The 15,043-nt window shown below is 37.2% G+C and carries 15 protein-coding genes and 1 pseudogene; 3 read left to right on the forward strand and 13 right to left on the reverse strand.

Going from position 1 to position 15,043, the window contains the following annotated elements; translation table 11 throughout:
* Nucleotides 1-779 precede the first annotated feature (779 nt).
* The 11 genes and pseudogenes from EUBREC_RS17790 to EUBREC_RS13775 form a co-directional block, all read right to left on the reverse strand.
* A complete protein-coding gene (locus tag EUBREC_RS17790; protein WP_167527330.1) occupies nucleotides 780-923 on the reverse strand; it encodes a hypothetical protein in 144 nt (47 codons plus the stop codon).
* Between the two features lie 77 nt (nucleotides 924-1,000).
* Nucleotides 1,001-1,213, reverse strand: coding sequence for a 6TM ABC transporter family protein (locus tag EUBREC_RS13735; protein WP_012743814.1), 213 nt, complete (start codon nucleotides 1,211-1,213; stop codon nucleotides 1,001-1,003).
* A gap of 52 nt (nucleotides 1,214-1,265) precedes the next feature.
* A pseudogene (locus EUBREC_RS18395) lies at nucleotides 1,266-1,316 on the reverse strand (hypothetical protein); the annotation flags it as partial.
* Nucleotides 1,317-1,339: 23 nt separating this feature from the next.
* The gene (locus tag EUBREC_RS13740) at nucleotides 1,340-1,990 is read right to left on the reverse strand and encodes a CPBP family intramembrane glutamic endopeptidase (protein WP_167527331.1); all 651 of its coding nucleotides are present in this window, start codon (nucleotides 1,988-1,990) and stop codon (nucleotides 1,340-1,342) included.
* An 89-nt stretch (nucleotides 1,991-2,079) separates the two neighbouring features.
* Entirely contained in the window at nucleotides 2,080-2,412 is a 333-nt protein-coding gene (locus EUBREC_RS13745; RefSeq protein ID WP_012743816.1) for a hypothetical protein, read from the reverse strand.
* 103 nt (nucleotides 2,413-2,515) lie between these two features.
* Nucleotides 2,516-4,747 (reverse strand): peptidase domain-containing ABC transporter, encoded by a 2,232-nt coding sequence (locus EUBREC_RS13750; protein ID WP_012743817.1) that lies wholly within the window; start codon nucleotides 4,745-4,747, stop codon nucleotides 2,516-2,518.
* Nucleotides 4,748-4,858: 111 nt separating this feature from the next.
* Nucleotides 4,859-6,136, reverse strand: coding sequence for an Ig-like domain-containing protein (locus EUBREC_RS13755; protein WP_306718523.1), 1,278 nt, complete (start codon nucleotides 6,134-6,136; stop codon nucleotides 4,859-4,861).
* A gap of 14 nt (nucleotides 6,137-6,150) precedes the next feature.
* Entirely contained in the window at nucleotides 6,151-7,281 is a 1,131-nt protein-coding gene (locus EUBREC_RS13760) for an HlyD family secretion protein (RefSeq protein WP_012743819.1), read from the reverse strand.
* 181 nt (nucleotides 7,282-7,462) lie between these two features.
* Nucleotides 7,463-8,143 (reverse strand): hypothetical protein, encoded by a 681-nt coding sequence (locus EUBREC_RS13765; RefSeq protein ID WP_012743820.1) that lies wholly within the window; start codon nucleotides 8,141-8,143, stop codon nucleotides 7,463-7,465.
* Between the two features lie 64 nt (nucleotides 8,144-8,207).
* Nucleotides 8,208-8,600: a hypothetical protein gene (locus tag EUBREC_RS13770; RefSeq protein ID WP_012743821.1), complete on the reverse strand. Its 393-nt coding sequence runs from the start codon at nucleotides 8,598-8,600 to the stop codon at nucleotides 8,208-8,210.
* A 112-nt stretch (nucleotides 8,601-8,712) separates the two neighbouring features.
* Complete coding sequence (locus tag EUBREC_RS13775) at nucleotides 8,713-9,189, reverse strand: GyrI-like domain-containing protein (protein ID WP_012743823.1); 477 nt, start codon at nucleotides 9,187-9,189, stop codon at nucleotides 8,713-8,715.
* 350 nt (nucleotides 9,190-9,539) lie between these two features.
* On the opposite strand from EUBREC_RS13775, the gene EUBREC_RS13785 reads away from it, so the two are divergent.
* Both EUBREC_RS13785 and EUBREC_RS13790 read left to right on the forward strand, forming a co-directional pair.
* Nucleotides 9,540-10,277, forward strand: coding sequence for a LytR/AlgR family response regulator transcription factor (locus tag EUBREC_RS13785; RefSeq protein ID WP_012743825.1), 738 nt, complete (start codon nucleotides 9,540-9,542; stop codon nucleotides 10,275-10,277).
* Nucleotides 10,265-11,521: a sensor histidine kinase gene (locus tag EUBREC_RS13790; RefSeq protein ID WP_012743826.1), complete on the forward strand. Its 1,257-nt coding sequence runs from the start codon at nucleotides 10,265-10,267 to the stop codon at nucleotides 11,519-11,521. Before EUBREC_RS13785 ends, EUBREC_RS13790 begins: the two co-directional genes overlap by 13 nt.
* 269 nt (nucleotides 11,522-11,790) lie before the next feature.
* Here EUBREC_RS13790 and EUBREC_RS13795 read toward each other — a convergent pair whose 3' ends face one another.
* A complete protein-coding gene (locus EUBREC_RS13795; protein WP_012743827.1) occupies nucleotides 11,791-11,979 on the reverse strand; it encodes a hypothetical protein in 189 nt (62 codons plus the stop codon).
* Nucleotides 11,980-12,282: 303 nt separating this feature from the next.
* On the reverse strand, nucleotides 12,283-13,590 hold the full coding sequence (locus EUBREC_RS13800; RefSeq protein WP_012743828.1) for a class I SAM-dependent rRNA methyltransferase: 1,308 nt from the start codon (nucleotides 13,588-13,590) through the stop codon (nucleotides 12,283-12,285).
* A gap of 230 nt (nucleotides 13,591-13,820) precedes the next feature.
* On the opposite strand from EUBREC_RS13800, the gene EUBREC_RS13805 reads away from it, so the two are divergent.
* Nucleotides 13,821-14,912, forward strand: coding sequence for a glycosyltransferase family 2 protein (locus EUBREC_RS13805; protein WP_041254252.1), 1,092 nt, complete (start codon nucleotides 13,821-13,823; stop codon nucleotides 14,910-14,912).
* Nucleotides 14,913-15,043 lie beyond the last annotated feature (131 nt).

Genomic DNA, 15,043 nt, shown 5'->3' on the forward strand with positions numbered 1-15,043 from the left:
ACAAAGCCTCATTTTTAGAAGCAAGTCTTATAAAAAAACTGTTTGGCAACTCTGTATTTTTAAAAATGACAATATAAAATATTATAAGAATTAATTTTGTTACGTTTGATACATTTTTTACATTAACCAACAAAATATCATCCCACTTATAACCAAGAACACTGCCTATAGAACTCGTCAATACATTAAATGCAATAAAAATAAGTAAAAATTGTTTACTCCATATATTTTTGTCCAAAAAGATTTTATATATTTACGTGATAGTATCAGCACAATAACAGAAACTACTATAAGAACAATGCAAACTAATGGTTTCTTATAAAGTTCAAATATATACTGCAAGCTAAACATGTTTATTAAAATCCCCATGCCACGTCCGCCAAATATTCCCGATTCATTCAATTCACATTCAATTTTCTTGATTTCTGATATCATAGAAATATAATACACTGCATAAAACATCAAACATCCGATTAATAATACGCTAATATTCTGAAACTCATCTCCGGCCGTTGTCTTGTCTAATATATAATAACTAATTATACCTAGTCCCCATATAATAAAATGTACGATATATTTTTTCACTCTTCACCCCTGCATTTTTAGAATGATCATAATAAATATTACAGCTATGATCTGACATACTATTCCTATAATATTAAATTTCCTGCTATTATGAGCTTCCAATATGTCTTTTTTTGAACTTTTCAAATTACAAAAAACAGATATTAACTGAAAAGTCAGAAATCCTATATATAATACTTTATACATTTTTACCCCTAATATCTACCATATCCCCAAACCATTTTTTTCTTTTTTGAATCAAATCCAATATACATTCCACCGTGTTTTTCACCTTCAGTAAAAAGCCAGCTAGATAACCCAAAAGCAGTTGACAGTGCTCCATCATAACACATATCCATATATGTGTACCTCCTCTTCTCTTTGTTTTATTTTTGCCATTCCCGTCTGCAGACAGTCCTGACTCTATGTAAAGCTTTTACATACAAAAATTAATCAAATTTCCCTGCTGCATCTGCTCCTCATTTATCTTCTTATAAGGATGTTTAAATATAAATACCAGCACTATACTTATGATTGTCATCATTACAATTACCGCAAAAAGCTTTGGGTTCATCTGAAACAGTATCACACCTGTGATAAGAGCCATTGATATATCCATGATAAGCAATAATGCTATATTTGTAAACATTTAAAATCGCCGGAAGTGTATATCTGCTAAGGAAGCCTTCCCTGTCAACCTTAACCGCCTGGCAGTTAAATCCAAGCTGCTCTGCACATTTTGACAGACCTATGAGATTTGTTCCTTTCTTTTACATCATCTATGTGCAATGCCACTTATTATCCCACCAACTATAGACACATTCCAAAACATATGCAGTACGATTGCTGATACGATATTATTAGTGCGTAAATATACATATGCACATCCCATTCCAAGTATGAAATATATTAATAAATTGCTTATTTCCGGCATAAATCCACTCTGTTTTAAGCTATTTATGTGAAACATTGCAAATATAACTGCACTTATTAACATATAAGCAACATTATCTGCCTTTAATATAGTTTTTAGAATAGTAATAACTGCACATCTATTAAATAATTCTTCTATTACTGGTGAAAATATTATAATTTTAATTATAACACTAGCCGATAACGCCTTCTCTTCTCCTTCTCCCAGCAAAACTTGAATTAATACTGACAAAAATGCTATTATTAAAAATACTGTACTAATTTCATTTAAAATCTCTTTATCAAAGGTTTTAAATCCTTCCCTCAAAAATGGGTAAAATATACCTATTGATAAAAAAAAGATTAAAGCATACATTATATAGTCGCTATATTCTATATAATGGTTTAATACAATATTCATGTATTTAAACCCACCAAGATATCCTATTATAAATATTATGGCATATACCATTATCGTAACTTTATATATTTTTTTCATTGTTGTTTTGTACAAAAGTAGTCTCATATAAAATAATTTATTGAGACTACTTTTCATTTTCTGTCTATCCTTAAATATTTATTGCCTTATAAACATACAATATTTTAAAATAAATCGTATGATCCTAATGCATACAGAGTTGCTGCTGTGCATACTCCTATAGCCACCTTTACCTGCCATGGAACCGCTTTGATAAATCTCAATAAAGTTCCACCTGCTTTACTCAACATTCTTCCATATGATAATCCCTTATTTTTTTCAACAAAATGTCTAAATGCAGCCCCTGCATAACCTAATGAAAATACTGCAAGAATTCCACATACATTCTTAAGCACTTGACGTCCACTCCACCCTCCTTCCGTATAGCACATTTCCTCTTCATCCATTACAGCATAACTGCTTGGGAGCACCAGTGCTCCATCATAACACATATCCATATATGTGTACCTCCTTTTCTATTTGTTTTAATGTTTCTGTCATTCCTGTTTGCAACCAGGCACGACTTTATGTAAATGATCATTACATACAAAATTATAATCGCTAAGTGTAGCTCATCACTTCGCCATCATCCGGCTCTGTTTCATTCTCCTTATCCACGCTTTCGTCCTGCCTGATAACAAAATTTCCCTGCTGCATCTCCCATAGTCTGTAATACTGCCCTTTCTTTTCCAGCAGTTCCTTATGTGTTCCCTGTTCTATTATCTTTCCTTTGTCCATGACTATTATTTTGTCACAGTTTTTTACTGTTGCCAGCCTGTGTGCTATTATAAGCATGGTCTTTTTTCTGAATTTATTGTATATCATATCAAAAATGATATTTTCTGTTGCAAAATCCAGATTGCTGGTGGATTCATCCATGATATAAAACTGGTTTTCCTTTAGAAATGCCCTTGCAAGCGCAATTCGCTGTTTTTCACCACCGCTTAGTCCATTTCCGGCTTCTTCGAGATATGTGTAATACTGCATCGGAAGTCTCTTGATAAATTCATGTGCATCGGCCGCTTTTGCTGCCTCCCTGACCTCATCAAGAGTCGCACTCTGTCTTGTAACCCTTATATTATCATATATGCTTTTTGAAAAAAGCTCTATGTTCTGCGGTACATAGGATACAGCACGCCGGATATCGTCATTTCTGTATTCCGAGATATCCATGCCATCTATTGTTATGTCACCAGACTGTGGCTCATAATATTTAAGCAGCATCTTAGCTATCGTAGACTTTCCGCTTCCGCTTGCGCCTACAAGTGCAACTTTCTGCCCTTTTTCTATCGTAAAACTCACATCATCCAGCGCAGGTTTTCGGTTTCCATAGCCGAATGTGACATGATTAAGCTTTATATCACCATCAATCTGTGTTATTTCCTGATACTGTCTTTCACTCTGCTGCTCTCTTTCATAATCCATGATCTCAGACAGTCTCTTCATGGAAATGTTTGCCTCCTGTATTGAAAGCTGCAGACTTACAAGATTGCCGATTGGATCCATGAAATATCCCGCCAGAGTCATAAACGCCATATAACTTCCAAGTGTCAGGCTATTGTTTATCACCTGCATAATGCCGACATACAGCATTACGAGATTCCCTGCTCCTGATATGACACTTGATATGGTTCCCTGCACATTTGAAAGCATTCCCTCTTTATAACTTATCCTAAGTGACTTTATGTATTCGCGTTCTATACTTTCCAGTTCGATGTCCTCGTTCGCATTTCCTTTTATTGTCTCAACCGCGCGCAATCCTTCTATTATCTCTGAATTGAGTATTGATGACTGCTGCATCTGCTCCTCATTTATCTTCTTATAAGGCTGTTTAAATATAAATACCAGCACTATACTTATGATTGTCATCATTACAATTATCGCAAAAAGCTTTGGGTTCATCTGAAACAGTATCACACCTGTGATAAGAGCCATTGATATATCCATGATAAGCGATAATGCTATATTTGTAAAAATATCCTTTATGGTAAATGCATCTGAGAAACGTGTCGTAATGTCACCTGTTTTACGGCTTGCAAAGAATTTCATCGGCAGCTTGTATATGTGTTCAAAATATCCCAGCATAAGCGGAATATCTATCTTTATTGACAGGTGCATAAGTATCCACTGTCTTACAAAGCTGACAAATGTCGAGGTCAGTGAAATTCCTAGGAATACTGCAAGCATGATCTTTAAAACATCCTTCTGCCGGTAAGGCAGTATCTCATCATATATTATGTTGTTGAAAAGTGATGATAAAATCCCAAGAAGAGTTACAAGAAGTGATGCCACAAGTGCATATATAAAAAGCTTTTTCTGTGGAAGAAGCAGCTTTATGTACCTGTCAAATAGCTTTGTTCCCTTAATCTTCTCACGTTCAAATTCGCTGTTTGGTTTTAACAGCAGCATCGCACCTGTAAATTTCTTATAGAAATCATCTATTGAAATTCTCTCTATATCCTTCGCCGGATCTCCCACTATCACATACTTTTTCGTTATCCTGAAAACAACAACAAAATGCGACATTCCCTCTTTAGTAATAACATTTGCAATCGCCGGAAGTGTATATCTGCTAAGGAAGCCTTCCCTGTCAACCTTAACCGCCTGGCAGTTAAATCCAAGCTGCTCTGCACATTTTGACAGACCTATGAGATTTGTCCCTTTCAGGTCAGTTCCCATAAGATCCCTTAATTTCGTTATTGTGGTTTCTTTTCTGTAATGCAGACAGACCATACCCATGCATGCCGCTGCACAGTCTGTTGCATCATGCTGCTTTATAAATGTGTATCGCATTGTGTCCCTTCCTGTTCGCTATATATTAATTTTCTCTTCTAAACATTATTTTTCTGCCATGTCTGTTTGCAACTGGGCATGACTTTATGTAAATCATGATTACATACACCTTTACCAGAACCAGTATCTTCTCTTTACCGCCACATACACAGCAATTCCTGCAATTATGCCGATTCCACCTGCAATCAGTATATATCTGACCGCTGCGTTGCCCTCTCTGATGGGCTTTGCCGTGATCATATACTTTCCTGGTGTGCTTAAATTAAGCCCGCTCATGTCTTCTGTACTCACAAGTTCGTATTTATGCTTTACGTTATTATATAGATACAGATATTTTCCTTTTACATCATCTATGTGCAGTGTCACTTCTCCGCACAGATACTCTCCATCGTTGAGATTGAATTTTATGCAGTCCCCTGCCCTTTCGAGTTCTATATCCGTATTAAGTTCATTTTTATAATTTACTATCTTCTTTCCGTCTATTATGATGCTGTAGCCGTCTCCGGTCACTTTCATTGATCTGCCTGCTGCGTACAGTTCATATAGCATCTGCTCACTTATTACAGGCGTTTCGGATACATCCGTATTTTCATCAAATATCTGTTCACTTGTGTTTTCTGCTTCTGTACTATCTGCTGCCGGTTCAGCCACAGAACTTTCCGTATCTCTGTTTACGATTACCGACACTGCGCCCGACAAATCCCCATTTGAAACTATTATTGTAGCTGAACCTGTCTGTTTTGCCGTTACCACACCACTGCCTGATACTGCTGCAACTGATGTGTTGGTTGATTTGTATGAAACCGCCTGCTCTGCCTCTGCCGGAAACACAGATACGCTCAGTTTAAATGCCGTTCCCGGCTTCATTACGAGATATTCTTTATTTATATTTATTCCAGTGGTTTTTACTTTTACTGTCAGACTTACCTCTTTTATTACACTTCCGGCAGATACATATATGGTAACATATCCTTTTGAGATACCCTTTACTTCACCTCCAGAAGTCACAGTTGCTATATTTATATCAGATGAACGGAAGGTTATCGTGCTTTCCGTGGCATTCGCCGGAAGTGCTGTGGCTGTAAGGTTTATTGTCTTTCCTACTTCCACTTCCTCCTCATGATCTGATATCTCGATATCTGTTACCGGTATATTCTGTTCCATATCATGTACGTCTGTTTTGTCTTCCTTGTCCGTTTCCGATGCATTGGCCGTTTCTGATGCATTGTCCGTTTCCGGGGTTTCATCCATATCCGGTTCTGCATCATTTGCCATATCGCTTTCTTCCGCTGTCACTTCTGCAGCATATACAGCCATCGGTAAGTACTCCATACCCAAAGCCAGTATAAATATAACAGCAAATATTCTGATTCTGTTTCTTAACTTCATAACCTTATCCCATGTCATTTTCCGGTTTTTATTCCGAGTTTCTCAAGCACATAGTTAAAATATGTGACTTTATCATACTGTATCCTTGCAGCCGCCGTCATACCGTTAGTCACGTCTACCTTGTCTCCCTCACGGCTCAGCACATAATCCTGGTCTAGCACTATCATCACTTTAAACGCCCGGCTTGTCGCTCCATCCTGCCCTTCCTGTGTAGTGACATTGCTGTCTATCCGTGATACGCTTCCGCTTATCGTCCCATAGACATTCTGTGACAGACCGTCCATAACCACCTGCACTCTGTCTCCCTCATGCATTCTGGCCATATCAGATGTGGAAACATATGCTTCGAGATATCTCTGCGAATTTTCCGGTGTGATTGTTGCCACAGTTGTCGTTGTCTGTACAACCATTCCACTCTTATAATTTCCCAGCATATGCAGAACTCCTGATGTGGTAGCTTTTACCTCATAAGCATCCTGCCCACTTGTCACCGCTGCAAGCTGTGCATCTATTGATGCAATTTGCAGATTCGCCTCTTCAATCTTTGTCTCGGCAGATTGTATGGCAGAATAATATACTTCATCAATCTTACCCTGATTAGTTTCAAGCTGTGCCTGTATCTGCTCATCAGTATATCCATATGCCTGATACGTTGACACATCAACCTTATTCTGTTCCACCTGTGATTTGTAGGTTTCAAAAAGGCTCCAGTACAGACCGTCATCCGCTTTTGTCTCGTCAAAATAATTGGTATCGTCTTTTATTGATTTTATAAGAAGACTATACTGTGATATCTGTTCTTCATATGATTTTCTGTTGTCTTCAAGCTGTGTCTGCTGCAGATCATAATCAGTGCTTTTAATTGTAAAAAGCACATCCCCGGCTTCCACAAGTGCGCCCTCTTCCATGTTGCTGTCAAGAAGCTCTCCCGTATAGCTGCACATGACATAATTTGACTCATCATTCGTCACAGTACCCTGTGCCTGTATGGTATACACCTTTGGTGTTTTTATACTCCATACTACTGCCACAATAAGAAAAACGGCTACAACTGTTATAAGTATATAGCCGAATGCCGGTGGATTCTTATCAAACAGTATTCTTGATTCCCTTATTTCATCTAAACTCTTAACGCTTCTGCTCATAACGCTTTTATTCCTTTACAGGCATGAATACATCTGCAACCATTGTCTCTTCTTCTTCGTTTCTGTCTACGTAGATCGTATAATTGCAGCCATCCAGCTCTCCTCTCCTATATTCGATGTGTAGATATTAGTATCTGCACACCGAACATATACTAAAATACATGATATAAAAATCACCATATCACATATTTTTCCTTATTTTTATCATCCAAAGATAATAATATCCAAAAATAGCACATGTTATTAGATTCCATTCATACAACACTGATAATACTATAATAAATTCAAATATTACAGCAATTGCACAATTAACGCCTCCTATTCTATCATTATTGTACCTTATAAACAAAATCATATATATCAAAATGATTATACACATTAACGCGTATTCTGTTTTTGTATTAGTTGTGTTCATAAACATACACGTAATAATTCCATTTGCCAATAGCCATTTATTCATTTCCTTTATACGGCAATCATCTGCTTTTTCGTACGTATCAATGAAATCTATCAACTTTATATGCTTTCCATATAACTCTTTACAAATCAGAATTGTTACTATTATCCCAATCATACTAAAACCAATAAGAGCATACTTAAACACAACACTATCAATTTGTGCACCAATAAATGATATTCCTATCAAGAGCTGTTTAATTATTACATTTACCTCTACGCACTTACTGTGTAATGAAATATATTCTTTGTCTTTAAGGAAATTTGATACTGATGCTCCTAAAAGTCCTACCAGTAGAAAAATAAACGATATAAGCACTAAATAGTTAAAATCATCTTCACAAATAAGTTTATATAATATAAATATTCCTGCATAATAGACTACGTCTGATATTATTAATATCATTCCCAACACTTCTATCCATCTCCAATTTCATTTATAAAACACAGTACAAGTGCTCTCACGACAATTAGTATTTTACCGTAATTCCTATTCCAACAGCCTCCTTAAAAGGATTCCAGTTCCATGACACTCTCACCCCATTATTTAGTGCTCCTCTAGCCAAGCCCTTTCCAAACGCTATAACCTGTCCTGCTGCCCATGTAAGTATACCTGCAACAACAGCAGTTGCTAACCCGCCAAATTTACTTACCTTATTAATCAGACATTTAGCTAACGTATACGTCAAAGCTCCTGCAATTGCCACTTGTGGAGATAATCCAATTGCACAAAGTCCATTTATGCATTGCTTTTTGCTAAGATTTGCAATTTCCTTACCACCTTCTAAATATGTCATTTCCTCTTCATCCATTACAGCATAACTGCTTGGGAGCACCAGTGCTCCATCGTAACATAATTCCATTTTGTGTCCTCCTGTTTCTTTCTTCTAAACAATATTTTTCTGCCATGTCTGTTTGCAATCAGACATAACTTTATGTAAATCATGATTACATCCTCTTCTGCTCATAACACTTTTATTCCTTTACAGGCATGAATACATCTGCAACCATTGTCTCTTCTTCTTCGTTTCTGTCCACGTAGATCGTATAATTGCAGCCATCCAACTCAATATCATTCTCAAATGCATACACCCCAAGCTTATCATAAGCGAACTTCAGCTTATCATCCGGTCCGTTATATCTGGCATACAGACAGTTTTTTACACGCAGCAGAGACTCCATCCTATATGGCTGCTCTACGTTGTGGATAAAGTTGTTCGCCTGGAGCATAAACTGCATGTTGATATCAGGCTCATTATTTTCATCCAGCTCAACCTTTGAATATTGAATTAACGGTCCGATCTGGTTTGCTCCATGCGTCTGTATGTATGTACTTATTTTGTTAATTTCAGAATCAAAAAGATTTTGATCATCTGATTCAAGATCAAGCCTACGGACTATGACGTTTTGGAGTTTCAGTGTTTTGTTTTCATAAATATTTATGCTATTCATAATTCACTTCCTTTCTGATTTTTTATAGTATTGTTGTCAGAAGTGTTTGCAACCACTTCTGACTCTATGTAAAAGCTGTTACATACAAAATCACTACCTACTAAACTAAATATTCTTTCCCATTTAAATATTATAATTACCCATTTCTTATCTCTTATTAAAAAATGTCCATATCCACTGTGCCAGATTTTCCAATCCATACGTAACCATTATGTTTCGCCTCCTTTGTGACAATCTTATTATTCACCAAGGGATTGTCTACAAGCAACATATATGTTATTATCGGTTTGAAATTGTTATTATCGGTTTGAAATTGTTATTAACGGTCATAATTATAAAAGAGGAACACTATGAGCCCTACAAAATATGCTATTGCCATTTGTGATGATGAAAAATACTGGCAGAATCAAATTCTTAATTGTTGTAAACTTTTGGAGAACGATATAAATTTTAATTTTGAATACCATATATTTTCATCTGGCGAAGATGTACTTAAATACCAGAGCAATATTGATATTTTGTTACTAGACGAAGAATTGCCAGGCACTTCCGGACAGTCAATTAAAGAACAGTTTGAAGCTTCAAACAAAAATACCATTATTATTTTTATTACCAGTCATAACGAAATAGTCTACGATTCTTTTGGTAAAAATGTATACGGATTTATCACAAAACCTATCAATCAAACGAATTTCAACAAGACTCTAAAGAAAACTATAAATAAAACAATAGCTGCAAAATATCTGACTCTTCCAGACTCAATTAATGATAATATCACTCTTTCATATCGTGATATTACCTATATGAAGGCAAATGGCAGCTATACCACAATTTATATGAGTGACTCAACCAGTCATCTTATCAGAAAAGGACTGAATGATCTGGAAAAAATCATTACAAACGATACCCTTATAAGAGTACATAAATCATATATCGTAAACTCATATTACATAAAAAAGTTAAATTCTGATGAACTTATTCTTACTACTGATACTACTGTTCCACTTGCGCGAAGACGTAAGAAACAGGTTCAGACTAAGATCGCACAAAATATTTATGAAAAGGCAGAGAGCATATGGAACAATTGAACACCGTAATTTTCGATATCGTAATAGAATTTTTACTTATTTTTTTATTGTACTCAGATACAATAAAAACCTCATTATATAAATTTTATACATGTGCTGTTATTTTCTTTTTCTCTGTTGTATTACTATACGTTCTACCAAATATAGCTTCTCCACTTATTGATTTTTTTCTTGAAATGCTGTTAGTATTTATCTTATTAACAGACAAATGGTACAATAAAATCGTTTCATTTGTCCTTGTATATATTTTGGATTCATTACTCTATCAGGCTCTTGCTCTTATTTGCGATTTAATCTTAGGTTTTCCAATATTTGTTGGCATGAATACGGTTAAAGAAAAAAATATAATAAAAACCATAGTAATCCTGATGCTGGCAATTGCTCTTTTTATAAAAATCAGGAAAAAATACCACTTTTCCTTATCTTTAAAAAATAAAATTTTTATATGCGGATATACAGGTACTATATGTATTATATTATCAATTTCACAGCTATACCAGAATCTGATTAATAGTTACTTTTTGTATTCATTTGCCTTACTGTGCATTGTATCATCAGGAATTATACTAGCTTACATTATCTCTTTATCCGAAAGAAATATAAATTATGAAAATCTACAGAAACAAACTCAGTATGTAAATATTTTAAAGCATTATTATAACGAAACCAAAGAGAAAAACTTAGAAATTCGCAAACTAAAACACGATATCAAAAATCAAGTTAATGTTTTATCCCAGTTACTGGAATCCGAAAACTATAAAGAAGCATTAAACTATATCGATTCTCTTAAAAAGCACACTTTAAATAAAACGCCTTCCATAATTGATACTGGAAATGTTCTTGTAAATGCTATTATTATGCAAAAGCAGGCAGAATATCCTGACATAAAAATCATATCTAAGGGGGCTATAAGAAACAATCTCACCGTTAACGACTATGATTTATGCAGTATATTGAACAATCTTCTGGATAATGCTCTTGAATACAGTGCCAAGAATAATTTTAGTACCGTCTGGTTAAACATATATCTGGAAGCTTCTGTTTTGCTCATAGACGTTGTTAATAATATATCCGCACCTATAGATATCAGTAAATTCTCTTCAACCACAAAAGCTGATAGTATAAATCACGGACTTGGATTAGCAATTGTTAAAGAAACGGTTCATTATTACAATGGTTCACTTAAATATGAACTCTCTGAATCACAAATAACTGCTAAAGTTCGGTTGTTTACTGTGGAATAACTCCAACATACAACTAAAGGCGGCAAATTGCCAACAACTTGTTGACGATTTGCCGTCTCTTATTTTCTTACCACTTTATACCAATGTGATACGATATTTTGCGATACTTTACGAGGTTTCTTCCAGGCAGGTCTTTGTATTCTCTTTTTTCAGCAAAGCCGCTATTTCAAACCTGCGGCTATTTCGCCAGGTAATACCCAGTACTTAGTGGCAAGCCGCCACTAACCGGGCAATGGTTGCACCCTTGTAGCCCACATATAAACCAATAATCATACTCTTGATCCTTCAACCTTCTTCTTGGATACTCTGTATTTCTTATTTAATTCTGAAATTGCATCTGTAGCAGAAACTTTCTTGGTTAAGACATTTCTTACTCTTTGACGACATTCTGCATCAAATGGCATGCTTTCCATTTTGAAGCTGGATTCAATACTGCTTACTCTTCTATCAACTGTCATACGCGTATCCTTTCCCTTTCACAGAAAGGTATTTGTTCTTCTATAGTATACCACAAAACGCTACATCTATACTACAAATTTCCGTATTATGAAAAGCGAACACATAACCGTCTCCGGTGTCATTGTCATTCCAATTTACCCCCCCCATTGCATTTCAGGTGCTTGCCACTCAGACTTACCATTTTTCTTACCACTTTATACCACTGTGATACGATATTTTGCGATACTTTACAAGGTTTGCAAGCTAATCACTAAAGACCTTCCAGCCCTTGTAAATCAAGCATTTCCGTCACTTTCTGTCATCTACTTCTCATCAACGACCTGGAAAATGAAAAACTTAAGATAATACGACTCCGGTACATTAGCTGAGTTGGCCCACAGTATCGGATGATCCGGTCCCTGTGTGCGGAACTCCACCTGGCGCAGCCTCTTGTGAGTTGCCTTTGCCGCTTCCTTGACCGTTTTTGCAAGCAGCTCCTGCGTCATGAAATGAGAGCATGAGCAGGTAGCCAGAAATCCACCATCCTTAACAAGCTTAAGTCCCTTCATGTTAATCTCGCGGTAGCCCTTTATCGCATTTTTGGTAGCCTCACGCGACTTTGTAAATGCCGGAGGATCCAGAATGACTACATCATATTTTTCACCATCTGCAGCGAGCCGTGGCAACTCATCCAGCACATTTGCAACGCGAAACTTCACTGTGTCTGAGAGATTATTTCTCTTCGCATTTTCTGTGGCCTGCTTAACCGCATACTCTGATATATCAAGTCCTGTAACCTCACTTGCCCCCGCAATTCCTGCATTGAGAGCAAATGTGCCCATGTGCGTGAAGCAGTCGAGCACTCTTTTCCCCTTGCAGATACGCTGCATAGCAAGCCTGTTATACTTCTGGTCTAAGAAGAAGCCTGTTTTCTGTCCATTTTCCACATCGACCATATAGTGAACTGCGTTTTCTACTATCTCCACATTTGTGTCAAACTCGGCTCCTATAAAGCCTTTTACCTTAGGAAGACCTTCTTTTTTGCGCTCATTTGCATCACTGCGCTCATATACTCCACGAATATTTATTCCGTCCGCCGCCAGCACTTCCTTTAACAGTTCAACGATTTTCACCTTAAACTGCTCCATTCCAAGTGCAAGACACTCCACCACAAGCACATCTGCGTATTTGTCCACTGTAATACCCGGCAGGAAATCAGCCTCGCCAAATATCACACGACAGCAGTTTAAATCAGGTCTGCCGGTTGTACCAATGCCTGCCACACAAGCCTCACCTGCAGTGTCTGTTTCACCTGCTGCAGACACATTGTCATTGCCTCCTGCCATCACCTGCTTGCGATAATCCCAGGCATTTTGCACTCTCATCCTGAGGAAATTGTCATCAATCAGTTGGTCTGCTTTTCTTGTCATCATTCTGATACGGATTTTTGAATTCTGGTTTATGAAGCCACGCCCCATCGGATATCCGTCGAAATCGTGCACCACAACAATGTCTCCGTTCGTAAAGGTGCCTGTGATTGTGTCTATTTCATTGTCAAAAATCCATGCGCCGCCTGCTTTTATAGTGCGTCCTTCGCCTTTTTTCAGTGTTACAATTGTATGATTTTCCATATTTGTTCCTCTTCTAAATTACTTCATTATTCCTTGCTAAAATCTGATTATATAGTTTATCTGAAATTCTATAGCCTTTAGAAATAAGTTTATCTGTCGACATTACATTTTAATTATATGAAATCCCGGCAATATTTACAATACACAAATATTTCTGCAAAACATGCCGATATATATATTATAATATAATCGTAACAATTATAACATCCGACCGGTAAATGGAGATAAATATGATTACAATTAGCTTATGCATGATAGTAAAAAATGAAGAAGAGGTGCTCGAACGATGCCTGAACAGTCTCAAAGGGCTGATGGATGAAATCATCATAGTGGACACCGGCTCGACGGACAGCACAAAGGAGATAGCTGCACGATATACGGACAAAATCTATGATTTCTCATGGTGCGATGATTTTGCTGCGGCCAGGAATTTTTCGTTTTCCAAGGCTACGCAGGAATACATATATGCACCTGATGCCGACGAGGTGCTCGACGATACCAACCGCAGGCGTTTCATGATGCTTAAGGCTGCGCTGCTGCCGGAAATTGAGATTGTCCAGATGAAATACATTACTCCAAGCAAATTCAACACAGTGCAAAATTCATCCTCAGAGTATCGCCCGAAGCTGTTCAAGAGGCTTCGCACGTTTACATGGATTAATCCGGTGCACGAGACTGTGCGCTTAGAGCCTGTAGTCTATGACAGCGATATCTGTATACAACATCTGCCGCAGGGCACTCACGGCAAACGTGATTTCACCATATTCAAGCGCTCCTTTGAAAAAAACGGCACCCTGCCAAAAAGTATAGCGACCATGTATGCCAAGGAGCTTTTAAAATGCGGAAGCCCCGAGGATTTTACCAATGCCCTGCCATATTTTCAGGGTGAATACCGCAACAGCCCCGACATCGAATCCACCTGCGTGCTATCACGCTACTATCGCATGAATGGCGACTACGACAAATTTTTTTCTGTTGCCCTAAAAAATGTAGCAGTTGATGGCTGCAGCGAGGTGTGCTGTGAGCTCGGTGCGTACTATTTCGACAAGGCAGACTATGAGGAGGCAAGCCTGTGGTATTACAACGCTGCCTTCGAGACAAAGCCGGTACTCGATGTGGAGTGCGGCGGTGGCAAGGCGCTTCATGCCCTGTCTGAGTGCTACTCAAGATGGGCTGATGAGAAGCAGAAAAAGCTTGATTCGCTTCCTCCTAAATCAAGGAATGTATTTAAAGGCGATAAGGAGCTGATTGATTCACTGCGCAGCCAGGCGGCCGATTACCAGAAGCAGGCTGAGGAATGGATGCTTCCGGAGGGTGACTAGCAAAGGCTGTCATATAAAAGTCTCTACCAGCATTTACCAACTTGTAAAATCCTCTCTAAAGTGATAATATAGAGATTATAGGGTTTGTTATTTTTTTAACGTAGCATTTTGCTACTATCATTTTAGGTATC

Source organism: Agathobacter rectalis ATCC 33656, from assembly GCF_000020605.1.
GTDB lineage: Bacteria > Bacillota > Clostridia > Lachnospirales > Lachnospiraceae > Roseburia > Roseburia rectalis.

Coding starts and splice junctions, on each gene's coding strand:
- EUBREC_RS17790 (WP_167527330.1), bottom strand. CDS start 923: ATGGATATGTGTTATGATGGAGCACTGTCAACTGCTTTTGGGTTATCT.
- EUBREC_RS13735 (WP_012743814.1), bottom strand. CDS start 1,213: ATGTTTACAAATATAGCATTATTGCTTATCATGGATATATCAATGGCT.
- EUBREC_RS13745 (WP_012743816.1), bottom strand. CDS start 2,412: ATGGATATGTGTTATGATGGAGCACTGGTGCTCCCAAGCAGTTATGCT.
- EUBREC_RS13750 (WP_012743817.1), bottom strand. CDS start 4,747: ATGCGATACACATTTATAAAGCAGCATGATGCAACAGACTGTGCAGCG.
- EUBREC_RS13755 (WP_306718523.1), bottom strand. CDS start 6,136: ATGAAGTTAAGAAACAGAATCAGAATATTTGCTGTTATATTTATACTG.
- EUBREC_RS13760 (WP_012743819.1), bottom strand. CDS start 7,281: ATGAGCAGAAGCGTTAAGAGTTTAGATGAAATAAGGGAATCAAGAATA.
- EUBREC_RS13765 (WP_012743820.1), bottom strand. CDS start 8,143: ATGATATTAATAATATCAGACGTAGTCTATTATGCAGGAATATTTATA.
- EUBREC_RS13770 (WP_012743821.1), bottom strand. CDS start 8,600: ATGGAATTATGTTACGATGGAGCACTGGTGCTCCCAAGCAGTTATGCT.
- EUBREC_RS13775 (WP_012743823.1), bottom strand. CDS start 9,189: ATGAATAGCATAAATATTTATGAAAACAAAACACTGAAACTCCAAAAC.
- EUBREC_RS13785 (WP_012743825.1), top strand. CDS start 9,540: ATGAGCCCTACAAAATATGCTATTGCCATTTGTGATGATGAAAAATAC.
- EUBREC_RS13790 (WP_012743826.1), top strand. CDS start 10,265: ATGGAACAATTGAACACCGTAATTTTCGATATCGTAATAGAATTTTTA.
- EUBREC_RS13795 (WP_012743827.1), bottom strand. CDS start 11,979: ATGACAGTTGATAGAAGAGTAAGCAGTATTGAATCCAGCTTCAAAATG.
- EUBREC_RS13800 (WP_012743828.1), bottom strand. CDS start 13,590: ATGGAAAATCATACAATTGTAACACTGAAAAAAGGCGAAGGACGCACT.
- EUBREC_RS13805 (WP_041254252.1), top strand. CDS start 13,821: ATGATTACAATTAGCTTATGCATGATAGTAAAAAATGAAGAAGAGGTG.